Here is an 18,061-nt window from a genome sequence, read left to right on the forward strand (position 1 = left end):
TGTTGCAGGAAGAGTCTGGCGGTAGCATGGCAACCATGAGTGTGATTCGACTGAAAGAGGTGGCTGCGGAGGCCGGGGTTTCAATTGCGACTACCTCTATGGCGTTGAACGGGTCTTCGGCGGTGAAACCAGACACACGAATCAGGGTGGAGGCTGCCGCTCGCAAGCTGGGCTATCAGAAAAATTCGGCGGCGGCGGTGCTTTCTTCGAGTCAAAACCGCAACAGCCGGAAGTCGGTGTTTATTGCATGGTTAACCGCAGGGACGCTGTCGAGCAGCGGCAGGCTTGAGGGGGCCTTTCGCGAAGCCGAAAAACTTGGCGTACAGATGGAGTTTTGCAATATCCGTCGGTCAAATGATTTGAAGGCTGTCATCCGTTCGCTCTATGCGCGCGGGTGCGATGGGGTGGTTCTCGGGCGGGGCATGGCTCTGATTGCAGGTCAGGAAGATTGGTCCCGTTTCTGTATCGTTTCCGTTGAAGAGGGTCTTTTTGAGGAAGGCGTGGATGTTGTACGTAGCAGTCTGTTTCGAAGCACCTATGAACTGCTTTGGCGGGTGAGGGAGGTTGGGTATAAACGAGTCGGGGTCTGTTTGCGGGAGCATGATCCGCTGCATCCGGACGACGCCACACGCCTGGGTGCAACGTTGGCATTCCAAACGGCCGAGATGGCGCATGCCGAGCGCATTCCTCCCAAGAGGATATCCCTGATGCACTGCAAGATAGCGGAGGAGCTGATCCCCTGGGTGAGGAAATATCAACCGGATGTGGTGATCGGATTTTCGGGCGCGGAGCTGTGGGCGTTGCGTGATGGCGGGTTCCCGGTTCCGGAAGGCCTGGCATATGTTGCGCTGCATGTACTGGCAGCGGAGCGGGGTCCGCTAGCGGGGTATCAGGATAATCTGGAAGTCTATCCGCCCTACGCCGTTCGGGTTCTGTTTGAGAAAATACGACATGGTGTTCGCGGGCTATCTGATCATCCGCAGCAGACACTTGTCTTGCCGCCGCTGCTTCAAGGGGAAAGCTGTCCTCGATTGAATTGAAACGGTTCAGAAAGCCGGAGGGGCAAAGGGAGTGAAAAGAACAGGGACCCTTGATATGTTTGTCTCTGTATGACGAACATTGCAAAATTTATATGGCGGGCTGAGCAAAACGCTGAAACCAATTATACACTGTTCCACCGTTCGTTTGAACTGACCGGGCGGGCGGCAACATTTGAACTGCATCTATTTGCCGACTCGCGTTACCGCCTGTGGATGAACGATCAGGTGATCGGCTATGGTCCGGCTCGTTTCCATGCATCCCGTCCAGAGTTTGATAGCTATGACCTCGTGGAACATTTGCAGGCGGGATCGAACCGGATTGTGGTTGAGGTTTGCGATGTCCGGGATACAAATTTTCAGATCGATATCAATCCCGGCGGGTTTATTGCCTGGGGTGGAGGGGCCGGAATTGATTTGTCGACGCCGGGGGAATGGGTTTGCCGAAAATCGGATGCGCGCTCGGCGACTGCGCCGCTTTACAGTTTCGCCCTGCCGCGCACGGAAATTCTGAATTTGAAGAAGCTGGAGGCGGAATTTTTTGGTGATGAGTGGGAGCCTCCGACCGTGATGGCCGATCCGGTCTGGGCCGAACCCACCCCGCGATCCGTTCCGATGCTTCCCTTTAATGTGGTTTCATTTTCTAAGGGCAAAGCCGGCGCGCTGGCCGATGACGAGCTGGTTTGCGGATTTCACTGCCAGTTTGATCCGCCGCAAAACGGGGTGAAAACATGGATATCTGTTGCCTGCACACTGAATTCGTCGGCAGAGCAAACCATTGAGCTCGCCTTGTTTTGGGGGCGAAACTGGTTGAACGGCAAGCCGCTGAAGATGGAGGCAGATCAGAGATTCGGCAATCGCGAATCGGTTCAGGTTACGCTGAAGCCGGGCGTCAACGTGCTCTACAGTGAGATTGAATGTTGTTTGGAATCATGGGGTTATCAGATCGGCATTCCCAAACAGGCCGGAATTGAATTGCGCGCCCTTCCGGGCCTCGAGGAGCGCCTGCTTGTTTCCGATGAAATGGATGCGGTTGACTGTCCCTCGAAGCACAACCTTGTTCCTTTTACGCAGGATGGGTTAAGGGAACTTTCGATCCTGAAGCCGTTTAGAAACGGATGGGACTCGCAGTTTCCGGCCCGCGAAAACGGTTGGGCGAAACCGCTGACAAAATTTGAGCCGGTTGATTTATCGAATGGATACACCTTTCCGCTGGAATCCACCGGCAAGGCCGCTTTGGTGATGGATTATAACACGGTGTATACCGGCCACCCTGTGATTGAGGTAGAGTGCGGCGAGGACACGACCCTCGACATCAGTTACTCTGAGACGCTTCGCCTGTGCGGGCTAAGTGACAGCTATCGCTGCCACCATGCGGTCAACTCAACCGACCGCTATTTCGTGACGGCGGGACGGCATGCCATCGAGGTGTTTCCGGAGCGGGGCGGGCGCTATCTTCAAATTACCGCCGAGTCAACGGGAACGGTGCGCCTTGAAAAAGCTGTGGTTCGGCTGACCACTCAGTCCCCTGAGCGGGTTGTTCCGCTGGAGGACGCTCCGGAGAATTATAAAAAAATTGTAAAACTGTGTGAGCGCACCCTGCTGGCTGGCTATGCCGAATGCTTCACCGATTCTCCCTGGCGCGAGCAGGGGATGTATCTGGGCGATCACTATGTTCAATATTTGGCGATGCGCGGCCTGTGCGCCGACGAAAAAGTGATTCATCGTTCCTTGCGTTTGTATGCGGATTGCCGGCTGAAAAACGGCCTGCTGCCTGCGGTTTGTCCCGGCACCTACCAGAATGCATTGTGCGATTTTGTGCTGATTTGGATTCTGCTGTTAGAAGAGTGGGCAATCCGTTCAGGAGACATGAGCGGGCTTGAAGAGCTGTGGCCGGAGGTGGAAAAAACGCTCGATGCCGAAGGGTTCATTCGTCAGGGGACGCTGCTCGGCGGAGAGAAGATGTTCTTATGCTGGGGCGTTCTGATTCCGGCCCGAGGGAACGGCGGAATTTCAGCCGCGTTGAGTGCCCTTTATGCCGGCGCACTTGATGCGGCGGCCCGCATGGCCCTGATGCTGGGAAAAGCCGAACGTGCCAGTCAGTTGGCCGCCGAACGCGCCGCGTTGCAGCGTGACTATGCCGCGGCGTTTTGGAACCATTCTCTGAACGCGGTTGCCCCGGTGACTGAAGCCGGTGACGCGCGCAATCTCTATTCGTGTCATGTCAACATCCTCGCACTGCTCTATAATCTGGTTCCGAACGATCACAAATCGGCGTTGCTTGAGCGGATCGAGGCGGATCTTCGCGCGCAACTGGTTGATCCGGGCGCTGCAGAGCTGTTTGATAATCATGTGGAAACCTATTTCCTTTTCTACACCTTCCGCCTGCTGGCCCGTGAGGGACGCCATGCGCTGATCGAGGATGTTATCGATGTGCTGTATGGCCTGATGATTGACTGGGACGAGCCGACGCTGTGGGAAAACTACTGCACCGGGCTGATTGGCATTGAGAGCCGGTGCCACGGGTGGTCTGCCGCGCCGCTGGTCTATTTTTCCGAAGAGCTGCTTGGGGTGAAACATCCCGACCTGCGGCATCCGGAGCGGATTGCGATCCGCCCTGCCTCTGGGAAACTGACTGCCTGTTCGGGTGTTTATCCGCATGCCAAAGGAGACATCCGGATTTCCTGGAAAGTCGAGGGCGGGAGCTTCCGGCTCGATATTTCTGTGCCGTCTGGTGTGGAGGTGGTTGATGCAGGACCCGGATTGCCGTTTGCGAACTTTGACACCCAAGTGACGTTAAATAACAAGACGTATTGAATTTAGAAGAAGTTGAAACCAAGGAGACTCTAATGAACAAGTATGTGGCCATTTTTCACGCGAACCTGAACTACGCCTTCCTGATTCCGGAAAGTTACGAGCGGGTGATTCGCTCTTCTTACGAAGTCATCATCGACGGGTTTGATAAGTACCCGGATGAAAAATATGTGTTTGAAGCCTCCGGCTACACGATTGAGCAGATGGCGGAAATCACGCCGGATGTGCTTGAAAAGCTGAAGGCCGCCATTAGTCGCGGGCAGTGCGACTTCATGGGCGCACCGTACTCGCACCCAATCATGGCTAACATTCCAGAGGAAGACGGCTACTGGTCTTGTGAGTTTGCGCAGCGTGTTTACGAAAAACATCTTGGAATGCGCGCCGAAAGTTTTTGGAATCCTGAATGCACATGGATGCAGTATGTTCCGAACGCCTTCGCCCGCGCGGGCATCAAATATCTTACGCTCGACTTTGAGTCCTACATGACCTGCACCGATAAGGACTACAGCTGGACCGAGCGCAATCGAACTCACGACATGAACTGGGGCGGGCATCTGCCGTGGTACGACCTCGACCCGAACTGTAAATTCCTGCATCGTCCGTTCAAAAACATCGTTCCCGGTCTTGCCGGGTTCTGCCGCTCCGACCGTCTGATCGGGAAGTACCTTTCTTACTTCCGGGGCAATACCACTGTAGAAGAGTATGTCGAAAACGTCAAAAAATGGAGCGGCGATGGGCAGGGTGCCACGATCATCATCGCCGACGACGCTGAATATTGCGGAACCACCGGGTACTATTTCATCAAATACAAGGGCGACTACTCGCAGACCTTTCTGACCGACCCGACCGCAGCAGAAAAACTGGATGCGCTGATTCGCGGCGTTCAAAAAATCGGTTCGCTGGTTGGCTTTAAAGAAGCCTGCACCGAAATCGAACCGGTCGAAGAACCCTTTTTTGTAGAAGATCGATTTGCGTGGCACCGCACCTACGCTGACGCATGGGCCAACACCCCGGAAGCGCGGGCGTGGGAACCGCTCCTGCAGGCCAATCGCGATGAGTATAAAGAAAAATATCAACCCATCGTTGAGGCCGAAGAGAACAAGGAAAAGTTCAAAGAGCTGGTCGAAAAATTCTGGTTCCACATGACTAATTCCGCCAACTCCGACGGACGCTGGCCGCCCCCGCCGCAGGTCACCTGTGAGTTCAACCGCGACTGGTGCCTCCATGAGATCGAAGAAGCCAGAAACGTGCTCGTTGAGCTGGCCGAAGCCGTCAAAGGTTATAAATTACCGGAGTCGGAAGAGGTGGTCATGCCGGCCAAAAACGATTGGCGCTACGGCTTCCGCTTCACCGATAAAGATCCGGAGGATATCAAACACCTTAACAGCTATGAGATTCAGCACGCCATTTACTATGCTCACAAAATGGTCGATAGTGATAACGCTGAACGGGTTCAGCACGGCAAAAAACTGCTCGTTCAAATCTTTGATGAACTCGATTCGCGCGGAATGAAGGGCATCCGCCCCGGCAGCATTTCCGGCGGGAAAGCACACGGAACCGTGTCTGCAAAGGTTGCCACCAATAAAGATTAACCGGAGGAGGGGGACTGGTGAAAACACAGTTGAAAAGTGGTCAAATCATTCTGTTCATCGGCGACAGCATCACCGACTGCGGGCGGCTCGAGCCACAGCATCGTCCGCTTGGATGCGGCTATGTGCAGATGATTGCCGACATGCTCGCGGTTCGGGATCCGGAAAAGCAGGTTCACGTCATCAACACAGGCATTGGCGGGAACACGCTGGAGGATCTGCGCTCGTGCTGGATTGATGATGCGCTCTCCTACCGTCCGGACTGGCTGTCGATCAAAATCGGCATCAACGATTGTAACCGCTGGCTCAGTAACGAGAGTGTACTGCAATCCCCCGAAAAATTTGCTGAATACTATGACGAATTGCTGGCGCTGACCGTGAAAAGCCTGCCTGACACAAAGCTGCTTTTTATTGATCCGTTTTTTGCCGGACTGGACGAAGGGCAGGATCTGCCGGACTCTTACCGGAGCCGGGTACTTAAGACCCTGCCGCGCTATCTGGAAACGGTGAACGCGATGAGTGCAAAATACAACACCCTGCATGTTCGTATGCATGCGGGTTTCCAAGAGCACTTCAAGCTTCAGCATCCCTCCCGGTTTTTTCCGAACGAACCGGTACATCCCAATTCCGCCGGACAGATGCTGATCGCAGAATCGGTTTATACGGCGCTATCGGCTAATTAAAAAACGAAAAAAGTGTGACCCTATGACGAAAAAAACCCCCCAGACTAACGAGGTGCACAGAGAGAGGAACGCTCTGAAGGATGAGCCCGGTCTTCCCGAAGGATGTGTAGGACCGCAGGATGCCAAGCGGGGCGAGGTGGCTATTTATGCATTCGGCAATATCGAAGAGTCTGCTTCCAATCAGTTCTTTATCTATTTCCAGCAGATCCTGACCATCGCCATGCATGTGCATCCGATGTTGCTCGGACTGATTCTGGGCGTTCGCACCCTGATCGATGCGGTTACCGATCCGATCATGGCCTATATCACCGACAATGCCCGCACGCGCTGGGGCCGCCGCCGCCCCTTTATTCTGGTCGGCGGGGTGCTTCGCATGCTGCTTCTGATCGCGATTTGCGTCTTTATCCCCCGAGGAGGGCATTTGTCGAGCAATTCGGTAATGGAGGCTCAGAAATTCGCGAATGAGGCGGTCGTGACTGCCGGCAAGGCGCAAGAGTCCGCCGTAAAGATTCGGGAGCAAATCGAGACGGCTGAACCCGAAATACGTTTAAAAATGCTAGGGATTCTGTCAGAAAGAGAAGTGGCTTGTGCAGAAGCCATTCAGAAGATGGAGCAGAACCGGGATGCGCTGGTGGAAGATGTCGCCCGACGCAAGGGTGAGGTCGAGGACAAGCAGGCGGAACTGGATACGATCCGTACGGAGTTTGCCGAGTCTCCGGAACTCGAAGAAAAATTGATTGCGGCTCAGGGACGGGTGGATTTTGCGGAGGGTAAATTCACCACCGCCGACCAGCTGCTGAAAAAAATGAACAAGGCGCATCGCCAGGCGATTGCCACCGTTGAATTGTCGCGCTATATGCTGGATGCCTTTGCCGCAGACTCCACAGCCCCGCAGTGGGGCGATATCGCAGCGGCGCAGGCTCGGGCCGATATTCTGTGCGCGACGGCAGGTCTGGAGCCCTTGAGTCTGTTCGAGATTGATCCGCCTCCGCCTCCGCAACGATCCGCAAAGAAAAAAGGCTCCTGGGCAAAAATTACGGACGGAATTGCTGCCTTCAAGGCACCGGAGAATGCGGCGCAGCAAAAGCTTGTTGTTTTTATCCTGATTGTATTTGTCCTGTTCGCGCTCTTTACCACCGTCAATTCGGTTCCCTACTATGCGCTGGGGATTGAACTCTGTCCCTCATACGACGGGCGCACTCGGGTGGTCGCCTATCGCGGCTTTATCGATCAGGCTACACGCCTGCTGATGCCATGGATTCCCGCGCTTTGCTTTTCCCTCTGGTTTGCGAATGCCATTGACGGGCTGTTCTGGGTCGCGGCGGCGATTGGATCTGTCGGAATCTGCACGACCGTTCTGCTCTTCTGGAAAGTTCGCGAGCGAACCGAAATCAGCACCGTGAAAAAGGAAAAGATCAACATTTTCGTCACCATGTGGCAGCTGGCAAAAAACCCTCATTTCCTCCGGATATTCGCGCTCTATGCACTGGTGATGCTGACGACCGGAATGTTTCAGCTCATCAACTTCTATCTCAATGTCTACTGGGTGATGGGCTCCGCGCTTTCCGGTGCAAAGATCGTTGGAGCCATCTCCATGATCGCCTCCGTTCTGGGCATGGCCTGTATTCCGCTCATCAATACGGCCTGCCGTCGTTTTGAAAAACACCGCGCATTGCGTTTCGGCATTATCTGGATGGCGGCGGGCGCGGCGCTTAAGTGGTGGTGCATGAATCCGGATCATCCGGAATACCAGATTGTGCTTCCCTTCTTTTACAGCGTGGGGATCATCTCGGTTTACACCATCCTGCCGACGTTAATGGCTGACGTGACGGATATGGACGAACTGGAGAACGGCTTTCGACGTGAGGGCATGTTCGGCGCGGTCATGTCCTTTATGAATAAAATTGTAGGAACCTTCGTTCCAATTCTTGCTGGTGTGGCCCTGGCGATTGCCGGCATCGATCCTTCCCTTGAGTATCGGCAACTGCCCGACACGATCTTCCGCCTGCGCCTAATGGATTCGTTCATCCCGGCCGGCATGTTGCTCATCTGCCTGGTCGTATTGTGGAAATATCCGCTCACTCGCAGAAAAGTGGAAGAAGTCAAATCGGAGCTGCATCGCCGCCATCAGGCCGAAAGAGCAGGAGCTAATGAATGAGTACAATTGGGAAATATGGACGATTTATCGAAGAGGATACGTGTTTTGAGCTGACCGCCACGCCGCCTCGCAAGTGGGTGAACCTGCACTGTAATGAAATCGGCGAGCACGAGATCTATTCCGAAATCACCAACATCGGTGACGGACTGACATGGTGCCGTGACGGGCAGGGCAACACCTGCACGCTGGTCAAGCATGACGACAAATATCTCTACATTCGCGATGAGGAGTCCGGCGCGGTCTTCTGTCCTGGTGGTGAACCCGCCCCGCAAACGGTCGATAACGTTGTTACGCGCTACTATCCTGCTAAAACTGTCACGACGGGCGAGTGCGCGGGGCTCAAGGTGGAGCAACGCGTCTTTGTGCCGAGAAAACATGCGATGGAGGCGCGCACCGTCTGGATCGAGAACACCACCGATAAAGACAAAGAGATTTCTATCTTCATGTACGCCCGGTTCCAGCTTGATGGCTGCGATTCCGAGGGGCGCAAGGTTTGGAGCGACAACTATTCTGAAATCCATCCCGAGATTAACGGGGTTCTGGTGATCAACCGCAATGCCGACGTGCCGACGGACCGGTTCAAGGGATTTGTCCTGACACTCAACAACTATCATGGAGCCAGCGGCTACCGCGACTACTTCACCCGCTCTGATTTTTCCTTGAGCACCCCGAAAATTATCTGGGGATGGAATGCTGATAACCGGTCGGGCATCGGTCCTGATTGTGCCGGTCTGGTGCAGGTGAAAATCAACGTCCTGGCGGGGGGCAAAGGGCGCGCCGACTTTCTGCTCGGGCAGGCTGCCTCGACCGACGAAGTGAGATCTATTCTTGCCGAGGCCTCCGAGGAAACGCTCGATTGCTGGTGCATAGAGCAGGAAGCTGCCGAGGAAAAACGGACGAACGCCTTCACGGTGAAGACCGGCAATGAAAACTGGGACGGCCTGCTGAACATTTTTGTTAAAAAGCAACTCTACTCGTATCTGATTAACAAGTCCGGATTCCGTGACAACCTGCAGTGCGACTGCGCGCTGGCGCTGTGTGATTACGAAGCCGCCGAAGCCAATCTGCTGCGCTCGCTCGCCTCGCAATATGCTAACGGCTGCGTGCCGCATGGTTTTCGCCCGCTTAACCGGCTGGTTTATTCCGACAAGCCTGCCTGGATTTTTCTGGCGGTTTCCTGGCTCATCAAGGAGAGCGGCAACATGGAGCTGCTAGACGCCGTGGTGCCCTATTTTGAGTCCGATGAATCCGGAACCGTGTGGGATCATATGCTGCGCGCCATGCGCTATCTTTCCACTGATCTCGGTGCCAACGGCTTGTGCGACCAGCATCACGCCGACTGGAACGACGGGCTGGAGGCCACCAAAGAGGCGGGCGACCGTGAGTCGGTAATGGTCACCATGCAGCTCTGTTTCGGCATGAAGGAATTCGCCGAGCTGGCTGAGCGCAAAGGCGACGACGCGACGGCCGCCTTTGCGCAGGCAGTTTACGACACCTTTGCCGCGCGACTCAATAAGGTTGCCTGGGACGGGGAATGGTACGCGCGCACCCTCTGCGCCGACGGCTATGTCATCGGCTCTTCCGAGAGTGAAGAGGGGCGTATTTTTATGAATACCCAGAGCTGGGCTGTGCTTTCCGGAATCGCCCCCGAAGACCGCGCCCGGCAGTGTATGGAATCGGTTGACAAGCTGATTGAAACGGAGCGGGGTTTTCAGATCTGCGCGCCGGGATTCAGCCGGTACGATCCGCGTATTGGGCAGATGTCCAACAGCATGTCTGGTTGTGCTGAAAACGGCGGTTGCTATAATCACGGGGCAGGCTTTAAAGGCGTGGCTGATTGCATGATGGGGCGGGCCGACGATGCCTGGCGCACCTTTGAAAAGGTCACGCCCGACAATCCGTACAATCCGGTTTCCAATTCTGAGTGCGAACCGTTTTCCTATAACAACTACTACAGCCAGGTTCCGTTCGTTAAGGGGCGTTCCGGCTACCCGTGGCGCACCGGCACTGCCGGCTGGTTCACCATGCTGATGGTGGAGTGGATCCTAGGCGCACGCCGTCACTACGATGGCCTGCTGGTCGACCCATGCCTGCCTGCTAAAATTAAAGCAGCATCGGTCAAGCGCACCTTCCGCGGCACCGTGTTCCACATCACGCTCGATAACAGTGCCGGTCGCTGCAAGGGCGCGACCGAGATTACCGTGGATGGCAAACAGACGGATGGGAACGTTCTTACTGCCGATGGCGGGAGCCATCAAGTTAATGTGATAATCTAGATAAATTACAGGAGAACCCGTATTATGAAACCGATGAATATTCTTTACCTTCACGCGCACGATGCTGGCCGCTATGTGCAGCCTTATGGGTTTCCGTTTGAGACTCCGAATCTGATGGCGTTCGCCCGCGAAAGTGTCCTTTTTCGCAAAGCCTTCTGCGTTGCGCCAACCTGCGGGCCGAGCCGAGCCGCGCTTCTTTCCGGCCAGTATCCTCATCAGATCGGAATGTATGGACTTCCGGGCAATCATCAGGGCTGGGTGTTTGATGACTACGGCAAGCATCTGGTCAATCAGCTGAACAAACAGGGTTACCAAACCGTGCTCGCCGGTGCGCAGCACGAGGGCAATCATGCGGAGCATTTCCCTGAGATCGAATATGAGCGCGTACTGGAACGTGAGGAACCCGTTCGCGAACAGGACGGGGAGTTTTATCCAGAAACTATCAATAAGGTTGAAGCGTTTCTAGCCACTCGAAAGGATGAGCGCCCGTTCTTCCTTTCCGTCGGTATCGACGAGCCGCATCGCGACAACATTCCTCGCCCGGAACTCAACCTCCACGGCGCCGGCGACCGCTTTTCCAAAACCCGTTATTACGATCCCGACAAACTGGATTACCGCTATACGGCACCGCCGCCGTGGCTCCCCGACCTGCCGGAATTGCGCAAAGACATGGAAAGTTACCGCGAAGGCGTACAGATCATGGACGAATACATGGGCCGGGTTCTCTACGCACTTAAGCATAACGGGCTGGAGGAAAACACGCTGGTGATCATAACAACGGATCATGGAATTGAATTTGCCGGCGGTAAAAAGACGCTATCGGAGCAAGGGACTCAGGTGATGTTGATGATTCGCGGGCCGAAGGGTGCGGATACACCGTTCACCGGAGGGAAAGTGGTGGAGCCCATGGTTACGCAACTGGATATCTATCCGACCCTGTGTGAGCTGCTGGGGATGAAGGTTCCGCAGAAACTGGAAGGCGACAGCCTGCTGCCGCTCATTGCCGGGCAGGTCGAGGCGCTGCATGAGGCTGTGTTTATGGAGCAGACCTATCACGGGAATTTAGAACCGTTGCGTGCGGTCCGCACTGAGCGCTATAAATATGTTCGCCGTCATCTGCCCGTCGGCCCGCTTATGCGGGCAGACGGACCCAGTTCTCGGGTGATGGAAAAGATCGGCTGGTTTGATCGTCCGCTTGGGCACGAGGAGCTGTTCGATTTGTATCTTGACCCGTGGGAAGCCTGCAACCGCGTAGCTGATCCGGACTATGCCGAAATCAAAGTGGAACTGTCCGCCAGATTGGATGCATGGATGCAGGAGACCGGCGACCCGTTCCCGACCGGAATATTTCCGACTCCTCCGAATGAATGATATACTGTTGATACACAGCGATCATCACCGATATGACCGCATCGGGTGAACGCGATGACGTGTTCTATTCTTTCCGCAGTCGGCTCCCGGGGATTGTTCGCCGGGAGGGGTTCAAAAAAGGAGTTTCCATGAAGGTTTTTATTGTTGGCGGAACCGGATTGCTTGGCTCGCATATCACAACGCAGCTGCTTGAAAAGGGTCACGAGGTGACGCTGTTCAGCCGCCATGCAGATGCGATCCCGGCGTACAGAACCATGTCCGGTGTCCAGCTGGTGAACGGCAGCTATTATGACGAAGAAGCGCTTAAAAAGGCGCTTCCCGGCCACGATGCCTGCATCAATATCGTACTCACATGGGGAGACTCCGCTCGGACGATGCTCGACAATGATACGCGCCCGTGTGTGATGCTGATGGAACTTGCCGCACAAGTCGGCATCAAATCGTTTGTGTTTGTATCATCCACCGCGGCGCTTGGTGAGTATCGCCGCGATATGGATGAGGGGATGATCTCGAAGCCGATGGAGCCGCCGTTTGACTTTTATTGTGCGTCAAAACGAGCCACAGAACTTTTCCTTCTCGCCCAGACGTATCGCTGTGACATGCGCTGCAATATCGTCCGCCCCGGTGCCTTTTTCGGCAGGCCGGCGGTGAAGGGAGTGCGCATGCACGGGAACGATATTTTTACGAAGCTTGCGCGCAGTATTCGGGACAATGAGCCGGTCGAAATTGTGGAGAACACGGGCACGCAGTATCTCGCGGTTCAGGATCTGGCGTGCGTCGTCAACGCCTGCCTGTACGGTTCAATGAACCGGGAGATCTACTTTGTGCTGTCAAAGATCTGGTATACACACGAACAGATTGCCAAAGCGGCGATCCGTATCGCCGGATCAAAGTGCGATCTAGTGCTTCTTCCGAATCCGGAGAAGGACGAACCCAAACTTTACAAACTCGACAAAATTAAAAACCACTTCGGGTTCGAATTCGATGCCTGGCCGGAAATACAGGGAACGCTGGAGTATCTGATCACCGTTCCGGAATCATCCGATCTTTAAGAAGGGCTTGACTGAGGGCTGCTGCCGGTGCATGTGCTTGCAGGGAGGGGCTTTTGATTTTCAGCGGGGGGATGTGATTAAATACAGAAGTGAAAAGGACCTTTTTTGTTTGTCTGATGAGTTTGCTTGTGAATTCCTGCGCCGGATTCCCTTCTCAGGAAGGGGGTGTAATCGGTGGTGTGACGGTGGTTCGGATTTATAACGAAACACTGAACGAGGTGGATCATCGCCTGTTCGGCCAGTTTATGGAGCGTCCTGCGTCAGGGGAACCGGGCCCTGAAGCGGGGTTGATTCCGGGCACCCATTCCCTGCAGCCCGAAGTCTTGCGCCTGTTGGATGAGATGAACATTCCAATCATTCGCTTTCCAGGCGGGTCAGCCATTCAGCACTGCGAACGACACTGGCCTGATTTTATCGATAATGTTCCCGGACAGGATGAAGAACGGCCCATTGGAAGATTCTACGGGTTCTATGAATTCCTGACGGACTGTGAAACCCTGAAGGCCGAGCCGATGCTGGTGGTGAACTTTCGAGCAGCAGTTTGGAAGGAATATTCTCTGGAAAAAGCTGCGCAGCTGGCCGCCGGTCTGGTGGCCTACGCCAATGCGCCGGTTGGTGCCGACCTTCCTTGTGGCATGCCTGACTGGCCGGCGGCGCGCGCCGCCAGCGGACACCCCGAACCGTTCGGAGTCAGAATTTTTCAACTCGGCAATGAATGGGCCGGATGGACCGGATCCATCGCGAAACAGACCGGCATCATCAATACGCCAGAGCAGGTCGAGTGGACTAAGCAGTGCATCAGAGCTTTCGCCATAGCTATGAGGCAGGTCGATCCATCCATTGAACTGATTATAGACGGTCAGGTCTGGGATGATGACGATTTTGTTTTCGTCGATATGCTGCTCGCGGATCAGAGCCTGAAGGAGGTCGTGCAGTACGTTGCAGTTCACTACTACCGCCCGTGGGGTGTGAAAAGCATCTCGAAGAACGGTGAGGAATGCGGATGGGAAGATCTGACTGATTTAGATGTCTGGCGTGCCTGCATCAGTGTGCCCGATATTGACAGCAACGGCGTATCGGTCTTTAACGATCGTGCCTTTTCTCTGTCGGTAGGGCACGGTTGGCCGATTGCCATGACCGAATGGAACTGGAACGGTTGGGGCGATGAAACCGGCAATCCGGTGTTTAGATCCGCCTATATGCGCGGCGTGGGTGCCGCAGGTATGCTGAACGCCATGTTGCGCAGCGGCGGAGAACTTAAGATGGGATTCCAGTCCATGCTGGTCGGCAGCGAGTGGGGAATCATGGCAGTTCGCGTTGATCCCGAAGCCAAACACAAAGCGGTTATGACTCCCACCGGACAGATGACGGCGTTCTATGGACGCTGCCACGGCAGTCGGCGCCTGCGGGTGGAAATGGACGGCCTTGAATATTTCAACCAGCCGGTTCGTCTCGAAAACATCCAGCCGGCAGAACAGGTCGCCCTGCTTGATATTGTAGCAACTGCAACTGGCGACCGAATTTATATGCATGTGATCAACCGCGATTTTGAAAACGACCGACGGATCACAATCGACCTGCAGGGAATGACAGTCGGAGGGAATGCCGTGAGTCATTGTATGCAGGGCCGGATCGAATCAGGCGGCATCTGGGAAATTGTGGCTCAGGAGATAGACCGGGAAGTAAGCGCAGAAGATGACCGGTTGCAAACCACGCTGCCTCCGCGCTCGGTTTCGATCGTCGAAATCCCGCTGGTCAAATTATTTGCAGACTAATATTTATCGGGATCTGGTGCCATAGTGCCATGTTATCTTGAAACCAATTGGGTTTTTAGCGAAGGATCAAAAAAGTTTAATTGTGAGCAAAGAAATCCTGGGTGGAGGGCGCATATGAAAATGCAGGCAGGAATTTTGATTTTGGTGATGCTGAGCGCGGGGTGCGATTCCTCGAAGCCGAAGACGGTGTCACTGTATGCGGCGGCGGGTCTGCGCGATGCCGTTGAAGTGTTGAGAGCCGGATTCTCTCGACAGACGGGCATGGAGATCGAGGTGGATTATGCCGGAAGCGGCGTGGTTCTTGCCCGTGTTCAGAAAGATCCTTCAGCCGATCTATTCCTGCCCGCCGATGTCTGGTATGTTGATCGCTTGAATGAGTTGGCGGGGCTGGTCGAAGAGTCAGTTCCGGTTGCTCAGCTGATTCCTGTTTTGATTGTTGCCAAGGGCAACCCGAAGGACATCACGAGCGTGGTTGACCTGACTCGCCCTGATGTGAAAACCGCAATGGGTAATCCCAAGGCTTGTCAGATTGGACGACTCAGTAAACTGATGCTGGATCGCGCCGGACTGGATTGGGAGCATGTGGTGGACGAGGAGTCATTGACCGTCAATGAGCTGGCGATTTGGGTGAAGATGAATGCCGCAGATGCGGCAGTGGTTTGGGCTTCTACGGCGGCGACTGTGGCCGATAGCGTAGAGGTGATTGAACTGGAGGCCAAGCCCGATGAAATTTCGATGGTCAATTGTGCGCTAATCAAAACCGCCCCGAATGCGGCGGCGGCTCAGGCGTTTATTCAGTTTATGGCCGGACCGGAAGGTCAGCAGATTTTTGTGCAGACGGGATTTGCGGGAGTTGAAAAAACAAAGTGAAGAAAAAACCGTCAGTTCGAATGCGGGAGGAACGGCTGAAAATGGTCGGTCCGCGCGTCAATCTGCTATCCGTGCTGTGTATGGGAATGCTTTTGTTTTGCGTGGTGATTGTGGCCGGGCTGGTTGCCGCTGACGTGATATATCTGGCGGAACAAAAGTTTTCGGTGGGCGAAATCTGGACACTGTTTACCGCCAAATCCATTCTGCGCGCGCTGCGGCTGAGCTTGATTACATCGCTTACGACGCTGGCACTGGTGATTGTGACCGCCCTGCCCGCAGGCTACGCCTTGAGCCGTTACCGCTTCCCCGGCCACTCGCTTTGCAACACGCTGGTCGATGTTCCAATTTTTCTGCCGCCGATAGTGATTGGCATTTCCCTGTTGGCCTTTTTCGGTTTTGGTGTTGGGAATGCGCTGAAACAGGCGCTCAGCGGGGGCGGCATTTCGCTGGTCTCGTGGATTGGTATTGTGCTTTGCCAGTATGTCATTTCCATGTCGTACGGCATTCGCTCCGTGAAGGCCGCGTTCGACACAGGCCTGCGTGAATTAGAGCAGGTGGCCTGCACGCTCGGTTGCTCGCAATGGCAGGCGTTTTGGAAAGTATCGCTGCCGCTGGCGCGCCCCGGTGTGATGGCGGGGTGCATCCTGGTTTGGGCGCGCGGGATCGGCGTGTTCGGCCCGCTAATGGTTTTTGTCGGCACCGGCTCGCGTGTGCAGGTGATGCCGACGATGATGTGGCTTGAACTGAGCGTCGGTAACATCGAGGTCTCGCTGGCGATTGCGCTGATCATGCTTGTGCTCATCGGCATCGGGCTTGGCGCAATCCACTTTCTGGAAAGGGATCGCTCATGAACGCGCTTGAAATCAACGGACTTTCGATGCATGCGGGTATGTTCCGCGTCGGCGAACTTTCGTTGACCATCGCCGAAGGAGAATATTTCACCCTGATGGGTCGCACCGGCTCCGGAAAAAGCCTGCTGCTCAAAGCGGTTTGCGGATTGGCGCGAATCGAAACGGGACGTATATACATTTGCGGAGATGATGTCACCGCGCTCGAACCGCGATTTCGCGGGATCGGTTATGTTCCGCAAGACGGCGGACTTTTTCCGCATCTCAACGTACGCTGCAATATTGCTTTTCCACTGACCGTGCGCGGCACGCCGCTCAACCGGGTGGCGGCGGAGATGGCCGAAGCGGTTGAAACACTGGGGCTGACACCACTGCTCGACCGGGCAATCCGCGGACTCAGCGGCGGCGAACGGCAGAAAGTGGCGCTTGCCCGCGCACTGGCCTGCCGTCCGCGGTTGCTGATTCTTGACGAGCCGGTCTGCGCACTGGACGAACCTGCCCGCTACGAAATTTGCGCGGAACTCTGCCGTGTGCAGAAGAAGTTTAATGTCGCCACGCTGCATGTCTGCCACAGTCGGGCCGAAGCCGAGCAGGTTTCCGACCGTGTCGGAGTGATGCACGAAGGGCAGCTGATTGAATCCGGCGTTCTCAGTAAACTGCTCAGCGAAAGCGGCCACGAAGCCGTGCAACGATTATTTAAAACGAATGGAAAGAGGCTGAACCATGAAATATAAAGTGGGAATACTGTTGCTCGCAGCCCTTATTCTGGCGGGCTGTTCACCGAAAGAAAAAACGGAATCGCCTCTGCTCTGCCATGTCGGTGGAACCATGCGCCCGGTTTTTGAAAAACTGACTAAGGCCTATGAAGCCGAAACCGGGAAGAAAGTGGAAATTAACTCTGCGGGCTCCGGTGAACTGCTGGCCAATATCGAGATGCAAGCCGAAGGCGATCTCTATGTCAGCCACGATCCGTTCCTCGACATCATCATGAGCAAAGGGCTGGCCGTAAACGGCTGGACCCTCGGCGAAATTTATCCCGTCATTATCGTTCAGAAGGGCAACCCGAAAAATATTCAGACACTAAACGACCTTGCCCGTGACGATGTGGAACTGGCTTTGACCGATTACAAGCTTTCCACCCTCGGCCGCCTGTTGCCCACTATCTTCAGGACCGCCGGGATGAGTTTGAACGCATTGACCCAACAGAAAAACATCGTCATTCATCGCAGTGGATCCTATGTTGCCAATCTGGTGGCTATGAAAAGTGCCGACGCCGCACTGGTTTGGGAGGCCGTGGCCGTTCTGCGCCGCGACAAGCTCGACAGTATTCCGATCACAGAAAATCTACCGGTTCCGTATGTCGATGCGGTTACCAGTGCCACCGGAAAATCCTACAAGCTCACGCCCGTCCGGGTGACTATCTGCTCGCTGAAATGCTCCAAACAACTTGAAGCGGTGGACAAATTCATGCGATTTGTCAGTTCTTTCCGGGCTAAAAGAATTCTTGAAGAATATGGCTTTGGTGTTTCTGCAGACTTACGCAAACAGGAATATAAAGAGGGAAAAAGGGTCAATTTGTAATTTTTTA

Annotated in this window: 13 protein-coding genes; all 13 read left to right on the top strand. The window is 54.8% G+C overall.

Annotated features, from left to right (window positions below; all coding sequences use genetic code 11):
• Positions 1-26 precede the first annotated feature (26 nt).
• The 13 genes from E9954_RS17925 (at position 27) to E9954_RS17985 (ending at position 18,054) form a co-directional block, all read left to right on the top strand.
• Entirely contained in the window at positions 27-1,040 is a 1,014-nt protein-coding gene (locus E9954_RS17925) for a LacI family DNA-binding transcriptional regulator (RefSeq protein ID WP_136080667.1), read from the top strand.
• Positions 1,041-1,109: 69 nt separating this feature from the next.
• The gene (locus E9954_RS17930) at positions 1,110-3,854 is read left to right on the top strand and encodes an alpha-L-rhamnosidase-related protein (RefSeq protein ID WP_136080668.1); all 2,745 of its coding nucleotides are present in this window, start codon (positions 1,110-1,112) and stop codon (positions 3,852-3,854) included.
• Entirely contained in the window at positions 3,851-5,443 is a 1,593-nt protein-coding gene (locus E9954_RS17935) for a glycoside hydrolase family 38 N-terminal domain-containing protein (protein WP_342793785.1), read from the top strand. Before E9954_RS17930 ends, E9954_RS17935 begins: the two co-directional genes overlap by 4 nt.
• A gap of 17 nt (positions 5,444-5,460) precedes the next feature.
• A complete protein-coding gene (locus E9954_RS17940; RefSeq protein ID WP_168442376.1) occupies positions 5,461-6,123 on the top strand; it encodes an SGNH/GDSL hydrolase family protein in 663 nt (220 codons plus the stop codon).
• 22 nt (positions 6,124-6,145) lie between these two features.
• Complete coding sequence (locus E9954_RS32630; protein ID WP_168442377.1) at positions 6,146-8,281, top strand: MFS transporter; 2,136 nt, start codon at positions 6,146-6,148, stop codon at positions 8,279-8,281.
• Entirely contained in the window at positions 8,278-10,557 is a 2,280-nt protein-coding gene (locus E9954_RS17950; RefSeq protein ID WP_136080671.1) for a GH36-type glycosyl hydrolase domain-containing protein, read from the top strand. The genes E9954_RS32630 and E9954_RS17950 overlap by 4 nt, the downstream gene beginning before the upstream one ends.
• A 24-nt stretch (positions 10,558-10,581) precedes the next feature.
• Entirely contained in the window at positions 10,582-11,928 is a 1,347-nt protein-coding gene (locus E9954_RS17955; protein ID WP_136080672.1) for a sulfatase family protein, read from the top strand.
• A gap of 128 nt (positions 11,929-12,056) precedes the next feature.
• Positions 12,057-12,980: an NAD-dependent epimerase/dehydratase family protein gene (locus E9954_RS17960; RefSeq protein WP_168442378.1), complete on the top strand. Its 924-nt coding sequence runs from the start codon at positions 12,057-12,059 to the stop codon at positions 12,978-12,980.
• Positions 12,981-13,096: 116 nt separating this feature from the next.
• A complete protein-coding gene (locus E9954_RS17965) occupies positions 13,097-14,755 on the top strand; it encodes a hypothetical protein (RefSeq protein ID WP_136080674.1) in 1,659 nt (552 codons plus the stop codon).
• Between the two features lie 114 nt (positions 14,756-14,869).
• A complete protein-coding gene (modA, locus tag E9954_RS17970) occupies positions 14,870-15,625 on the top strand; it encodes a molybdate ABC transporter substrate-binding protein (protein WP_136080675.1) in 756 nt (251 codons plus the stop codon).
• On the top strand, positions 15,622-16,476 hold the full coding sequence (locus E9954_RS17975; protein ID WP_136080676.1) for an ABC transporter permease: 855 nt from the start codon (positions 15,622-15,624) through the stop codon (positions 16,474-16,476). The genes modA and E9954_RS17975 overlap by 4 nt, the downstream gene beginning before the upstream one ends.
• Positions 16,473-17,207, top strand: a complete 735-nt coding sequence (locus tag E9954_RS17980) for an ABC transporter ATP-binding protein (RefSeq protein ID WP_136080677.1) — start codon at positions 16,473-16,475, stop codon at positions 17,205-17,207. Before E9954_RS17975 ends, E9954_RS17980 begins: the two co-directional genes overlap by 4 nt.
• A complete protein-coding gene (locus E9954_RS17985; RefSeq protein ID WP_136080678.1) occupies positions 17,197-18,054 on the top strand; it encodes a substrate-binding domain-containing protein in 858 nt (285 codons plus the stop codon). The genes E9954_RS17980 and E9954_RS17985 overlap by 11 nt, the downstream gene beginning before the upstream one ends.
• Positions 18,055-18,061: the final 7 nt, after the last annotated feature.

It is taken from the genome of Pontiella desulfatans (assembly GCF_900890425.1).
Classification (GTDB): domain Bacteria; phylum Verrucomicrobiota; class Kiritimatiellia; order Kiritimatiellales; family Pontiellaceae; genus Pontiella; species Pontiella desulfatans.

Bases quoted from the DNA above. Each gene is read 5' to 3' on its own strand.
- E9954_RS17930 (WP_136080668.1), top strand. From the start codon at position 1,110: ATGACGAACATTGCAAAATTTATATGGCGGGCTGAGCAAAACGCTGAA.
- E9954_RS17965 (WP_136080674.1), top strand. From the start codon at position 13,097: ATGAGTTTGCTTGTGAATTCCTGCGCCGGATTCCCTTCTCAGGAAGGG.
- E9954_RS17985 (WP_136080678.1), top strand. From the start codon at position 17,197: ATGAAATATAAAGTGGGAATACTGTTGCTCGCAGCCCTTATTCTGGCG.
- E9954_RS17950 (WP_136080671.1), top strand. From the start codon at position 8,278: ATGAGTACAATTGGGAAATATGGACGATTTATCGAAGAGGATACGTGT.
- E9954_RS17960 (WP_168442378.1), top strand. From the start codon at position 12,057: ATGAAGGTTTTTATTGTTGGCGGAACCGGATTGCTTGGCTCGCATATC.
- E9954_RS17925 (WP_136080667.1), top strand. From the start codon at position 27: ATGGCAACCATGAGTGTGATTCGACTGAAAGAGGTGGCTGCGGAGGCC.
- E9954_RS17955 (WP_136080672.1), top strand. From the start codon at position 10,582: ATGAAACCGATGAATATTCTTTACCTTCACGCGCACGATGCTGGCCGC.
- E9954_RS17980 (WP_136080677.1), top strand. From the start codon at position 16,473: ATGAACGCGCTTGAAATCAACGGACTTTCGATGCATGCGGGTATGTTC.
- E9954_RS32630 (WP_168442377.1), top strand. From the start codon at position 6,146: ATGACGAAAAAAACCCCCCAGACTAACGAGGTGCACAGAGAGAGGAAC.
- modA (WP_136080675.1), top strand. From the start codon at position 14,870: ATGAAAATGCAGGCAGGAATTTTGATTTTGGTGATGCTGAGCGCGGGG.